Annotated in this window: 6 protein-coding genes; 3 read left to right on the forward strand and 3 right to left on the reverse strand. The window is 73.1% G+C overall.

Features of this window, described 5'->3' with window-relative positions; translation table 11 throughout:
- From NH339_RS17370 to NH339_RS17380, 3 genes are all read left to right on the forward strand, one after another.
- A partial coding sequence (locus NH339_RS17370) for a CpaE family protein (RefSeq protein WP_374208356.1) occupies positions 1 to 820 on the forward strand: 820 nt, incomplete at its 5' end.
- A gap of 62 nt (positions 821 to 882) precedes the next feature.
- Positions 883 to 2,283 carry a wax ester/triacylglycerol synthase family O-acyltransferase gene (locus NH339_RS17375; protein ID WP_256475775.1) on the forward strand — a complete coding sequence of 467 codons (1,401 nt, stop codon included), beginning with the start codon at positions 883 to 885 and terminating at the stop codon, positions 2,281 to 2,283.
- Positions 2,280 to 2,588, forward strand: a complete 309-nt coding sequence (locus NH339_RS17380) for a hypothetical protein (RefSeq protein ID WP_253027259.1) — start codon at positions 2,280 to 2,282, stop codon at positions 2,586 to 2,588. Before NH339_RS17375 ends, NH339_RS17380 begins: the two co-directional genes overlap by 4 nt.
- A gap of 83 nt (positions 2,589 to 2,671) precedes the next feature.
- Here the strand turns inward: NH339_RS17380 and NH339_RS17385 are convergent, their stop codons facing one another.
- The 3 genes from NH339_RS17385 to NH339_RS17395 form a co-directional block, all read right to left on the reverse strand.
- Positions 2,672 to 3,157 carry a DUF2505 domain-containing protein gene (locus tag NH339_RS17385; protein ID WP_253027260.1) on the reverse strand — a complete coding sequence of 162 codons (486 nt, stop codon included), beginning with the start codon at positions 3,155 to 3,157 and terminating at the stop codon, positions 2,672 to 2,674.
- Between the two features lie 24 nt (positions 3,158 to 3,181).
- Positions 3,182 to 3,949 carry a PspA/IM30 family protein gene (locus tag NH339_RS17390; protein ID WP_253027261.1) on the reverse strand — a complete coding sequence of 256 codons (768 nt, stop codon included), beginning with the start codon at positions 3,947 to 3,949 and terminating at the stop codon, positions 3,182 to 3,184.
- Positions 3,950 to 3,993: 44 nt separating this feature from the next.
- A partial coding sequence (locus NH339_RS17395) for a hypothetical protein (RefSeq protein ID WP_253027262.1) occupies positions 3,994 to 4,456 on the reverse strand: 463 nt, incomplete at its 5' end.

Raw genomic sequence — 4,456 nt, forward strand, 5'->3', positions numbered from 1 at the left:
GGGCGTCGCGACGGAGCCGCCGCGCGCTGGACTGGTCGTGGCCGTCTGGGGGCCGCAGGGCGCACCCGGGCGCAGCACCGTCGCCCTCGCGCTGGCCGACGCGATGGCGCGTGCCGGTCGGCGCTGCGTGCTCGTCGACGCCGACACCAGCGGCGGTGCCCAGGCTCAGCAGCTCGGGCTGCTCGACGAGGTGTCGGGCCTGATGGCGGCCTGCCGCGTGGCGAACCAGGGCCACGACGAGCAGGTCGAGGACCACCTGCAGGCCGTCCGCGACGGCCTCGCCGTGCTCACCGGGCTGCCCCGCCCCGACATGTGGGTGCACGTGCGGGCGGCGCCCCTCGAGCGCGTGCTGCGACGCCTGGCCGACACGCACGACGCCGTCGTCGTCGACGTCGCCGCGTGCCTGGAGGCGCCCGACGGTCCGGGAGGTGGTCGCGACCAGGCCACCGTCACCGCGCTGCAGGTCGCCGACGTCGTCGTCGTGGTGGGCCGGGCCGACCCCGTCGGACTGACGCGTCTGGTCCGGGGGCTGCACGACCTGCGCGACGTGGTGCCGGACGAGCCGGTGGTGGTGCTCAACCAGGTGCGTGACTCGATCGGGTGGAGCGTGGAGCAGCTGGCCTCGACGGTCCACCGGCTCGCCGGTGTCCGACCGCTCGTCGCGCTGCCCCAGGACGGGCCCACGGTCGACACCGCCGCGCTGCGCGGAGCGACCCTCACGGAGGTCGACCCGAGGTCGGCGTTGGCGGCCTCCGCCCAGACGCTCGCGACGCTGGTGACCCGCGTCCGTCCCGTGACGCTCGCCGCACCCACGACGTGAACCACGCCGCACGCCGGACGTCGATACCGGTGGTAGGTTCGTCGGGATCTGCGAGGAGTGAGATGCAGCGCCTGAGTCCTCTGGACGCGATGTTCCTGAACCTGGACAGCCCGGACGTGCCCCGCCAGATCGCCTCGCTGGCGATCCTGGAGCCCGGCGGCTCGCTCACCTACGACCGACTCATCGGCGTCATCAACGAACGACTCGACATCGTCCCGCGGTACCGCCAGGTGCCGCGGAAGGTCCCGGGCGCGCTCGGCACGCCCCTGTGGACCGACGACGAGGACTTCGACATCTCCCTGCACGTCCGCCGCTCCGCGCTGCCCCGCCCGGGCACGCGCGACGCGCTGCACGAGCTGGTCGGTCGGCTCGTGGCCCGTCGCCTCGACCTCGACCGCCCGCTCTGGGAGCTCTACCTCATCGAGGGCCTGGAGGACGGCAGCCAGGCGCTGCTGTTCAAGGCGCACCAGGCGCTCGTCGACGGCTCGGAGACGATCGACCTCGCGCAGGTGCTGCTGGAGGAGACCGACCGGGTCCGCGACATCCCGCACGAGGACTGGAACCCGCACCCGCGGCCTGGTCCGCTCGGCGTCGTCGCCGCCACGCTCGAGCGCAACGTGCGCCACCCGGGCGAGGCGCTGCGGATCGCCGAGATGAACGTCGGACGCGTCGCGCGGCACCTGCCGGTCATCGGTGCGGGCGCGCCGTCGCAGCGCGGCGTCCTCTCCGGCACGCTGTCGCGCCACCGACGGTTCACGACCGTCTCGACCTGTCTCGACGAGTACCGCCGGGTGCGCGACCAGCACGGCGGCACCGTCAACGACGTCGTGCTCGCCGTCATCACGGGCGGCATCCGCGGCTGGATGCTGACCCGCGCCGAGCCGGTCACGGCCAAGACGAGCTTCCGCGCCATGGTGCCGATGTCGGTCGCCGCCGACGACGGCCTCCCGACGTCGCTCGGCTCGAAGGTGCGCGGACACCTGCTCTCGCTGCCGGTCGGCGAGACCAATCCCGTCGTGCGCCTGCACCAGGTGTCGTACGCCCTGAAGGACCACCGTGAGACCGGGTCGGCCGTCGCCGCCAACCAGCTGGCCAGCCTGCCCGGCTTCGCCACGTCGACGTTCCACGCTGTGGGCGCCCGCGTCGCCGCGACCGAGACGTCGCGCGGGCACCACCTGACGATCACGAACGTGCCCGGCCCGCAGGAGCCCGTCTACATGGCGGGGGAGCAGGTGGCCGAGGTGTACCCGGCCATCCCGCTCATCGACCAGCGCGTGGTGTCCATCGGTGTCACGTCGTACCACGGGGGCGTGTTCTTCGGGATCGTCGCCGACCGCGAGGCCGTGCCCGACGTCGACGTCCTGGGGCAGTGCATCGAGGAGGCGCTCGAGGAGCTGGTCGAGACCGTCGGACCGCGGCGGGGTCGGGCCCCGCGTGGCCGGCAGAAGCCGAGGAAGGCATGAGCGTGCGGGTGTGGGTCGGGGTCGACGCCGAGCGGCTGCGCGCCCTGCGCGACGGCAGCCCGCTCGACGGCGAGGTCGTCGCGGCGGAGTCCGACGACGAGCAGCACGAGCTCGAGGCGCTGGAGGCTGCGGCGGAGGACGGTCCGGTCGTCGTCGTGGCCGAGGTGGCGCAGGCGGCCGACGGGTCCACCGCCGACGTGACCCTGGCCGACGTCGAGGCCCTGCACGTCGACGCCGACGGCAGCGGCAACCTCGCCTGGTACGCCCCGCAGGAGCTCGAGACGGTCCTCGGCCTGCTGGGCTGAGCCGCGCACCACGCAGCAGGGCCCCCGACCGGCACGGTCAGGGGCCCTCGTGCGCGGGCCGCGGGCGGGGCGGTCCTGCCGGGTCAGAGGCGGGTCTTGCCCAGCTCGACCTCGTGCTTGAGCGACCCCTTGATCGCCTTGGCGACCTCGGGCTCGATCTTCTTGCCGATGAAGGGGATCTTCACCGTCACGTCGCCGGCGACGGTGAACGAGGTCCCACCACCCTTGGCCTCCAGGACGGCCGTGCCCAGCATCTCGGCGGGCTGGCCGATGATGCTGACCTTCACGTCGGCCTTGCGGCTGCCGTCGGACTCCGGCTTGCTCCACTTCTCGGTCTGCTTGACCTTGACGGTGTCGCCGGTGAGCTTCTTGACGAAGTCGGGCATCTCGGCGGGCTGGGTGCGCACGATCGTGATCGTCACGGCCCCGCCGGACTCGGTGACGTCGACGTCGATGTCGCTCGCGCCGGCGTCCTCGGCAGCCTCGGTGCGGAAGGCCTCGCTGGAGATGAGGCCGAACACGGCCTCGACGTCGGCGTCGCCGTAGGAGTGGGTCTCGTTGATCTTCATGGCGTCATCCTTGCAGTTCTGGGCTCAGGAGGCGGGCTGTTCGGGGGCGGACTCGACCTGCGGCGCCGACGACGTGCCGAGCTGGCCCTTGAGCTCCGCGAGCCGTGCCTCGATCTCGAGCTGGGTCGTGTCGGCCTCCAGCTCCTCGAACTGCGCGTCGAGGCTGGAGGCCTGCAGCTCGGCGTGGCCGGCGACGCGAGCCTCCTCGCGCCGCACCTTCTCCTCGAAGCGGGACAGCTCGCTCGTGGGGTCGAGGACGTTGATCGAGCCGACCGCCTCCTGCACCTGGGCCTGCGCAGCGGCCGTCTTCTGGCGCGCGACGAGCTGGTCGCGACGGGTCTTGAGGTCGTCGAGCCGGCTGCGCATCGTCACGAGCCCGGTCTTGAGCTTCTCGACCGTCTCGTTCTGCTGGGCGATCGCGGGGGCGGCCGTCTTGGCCTCGTTCTCGAAGCCGATCTGCTTGCCGAGCGCGACCTTCGCGAGCTGGTCGAAGCGGTCGGCCTCCGACGGCTGGCCGGCCGTGCGGAGGGCGTCGGCCTTCTGCGACGCGGCGATCGCCTTCGCGCCCCACTCCTTGGCGGCGGCGACGTCCTCGGCGTGGTCGGCCTCGGCGAGCCGCAGGTTGCCGATCGTCTGGGCCACGGCGTCCTCGGCCTCGGCGATGCTGTTGGTGTAGTCGCGGACCAGCTGGTCCAGCATCTTCTCGGGGTCCTCGGCCTTGTCCAGCATCGCGTTCACGTTCGCGCGGGTCAGCTGGGCGATGCGACCGAGGATCGACTGCTTCTGGGCCATGGTGCTCTCTCTTCCGGTGGGACGTGCGGGTGTGGTGTCGGGAGTCAGAACCGTCCGCCGCCGCTGCGACGGGTCCGTCTGCTGCTGGGACGTGGACTGCTGGTGCGACGGCTGCCGACGCGGCTGCTCGAGCGGGTCGTGCGGCCGGAGCGTCGGACGCGGCCACGGCTGCCCGAGCCCAGGGCGAGGCCGCCGAGGATCCCGCCGAGGGAGAGGTCGTCGCTCGGTGCCGACGAGGCCCGCCAGGCGGCCACGTCGGCCTCGGCGCTCGTCTGCGCCTCCTTGACCAGCCCGGCGGCGCGCTCCAGCGTCCGCGTCGCCTCGTCGGGATCGGTGTCGACGGCCTGGCGCCCGGCGTCGAGCAGGCGACCGGCCTCCGAGAGCCGCGTGCGGGCGGTGCTGCCGACGGCACCGCGGTGCGTCTCGATATAGGTGGACACGGCGGAGACCGTGGCCGTCACCTGGGCGAGCAGGTCGTCGGCGGCGTCGGCGGCGCGCGCGAGGTCG

This window comes from Aeromicrobium sp. CnD17-E, from assembly GCF_024124745.1.
Taxonomy (GTDB): Bacteria; Actinomycetota; Actinomycetes; order Propionibacteriales; family Nocardioidaceae; genus Aeromicrobium.

Excerpts from the sequence above, each read along its gene's own strand:
- NH339_RS17390 (WP_253027261.1), bottom strand. The coding sequence starts at position 3,949 with ATGGCCCAGAAGCAGTCGATCCTCGGTCGCATCGCCCAGCTGACCCGC.
- NH339_RS17385 (WP_253027260.1), bottom strand. The coding sequence starts at position 3,157 with ATGAAGATCAACGAGACCCACTCCTACGGCGACGCCGACGTCGAGGCC.
- NH339_RS17375 (WP_256475775.1), top strand. The coding sequence starts at position 883 with ATGCAGCGCCTGAGTCCTCTGGACGCGATGTTCCTGAACCTGGACAGC.
- NH339_RS17380 (WP_253027259.1), top strand. The coding sequence starts at position 2,280 with ATGAGCGTGCGGGTGTGGGTCGGGGTCGACGCCGAGCGGCTGCGCGCC.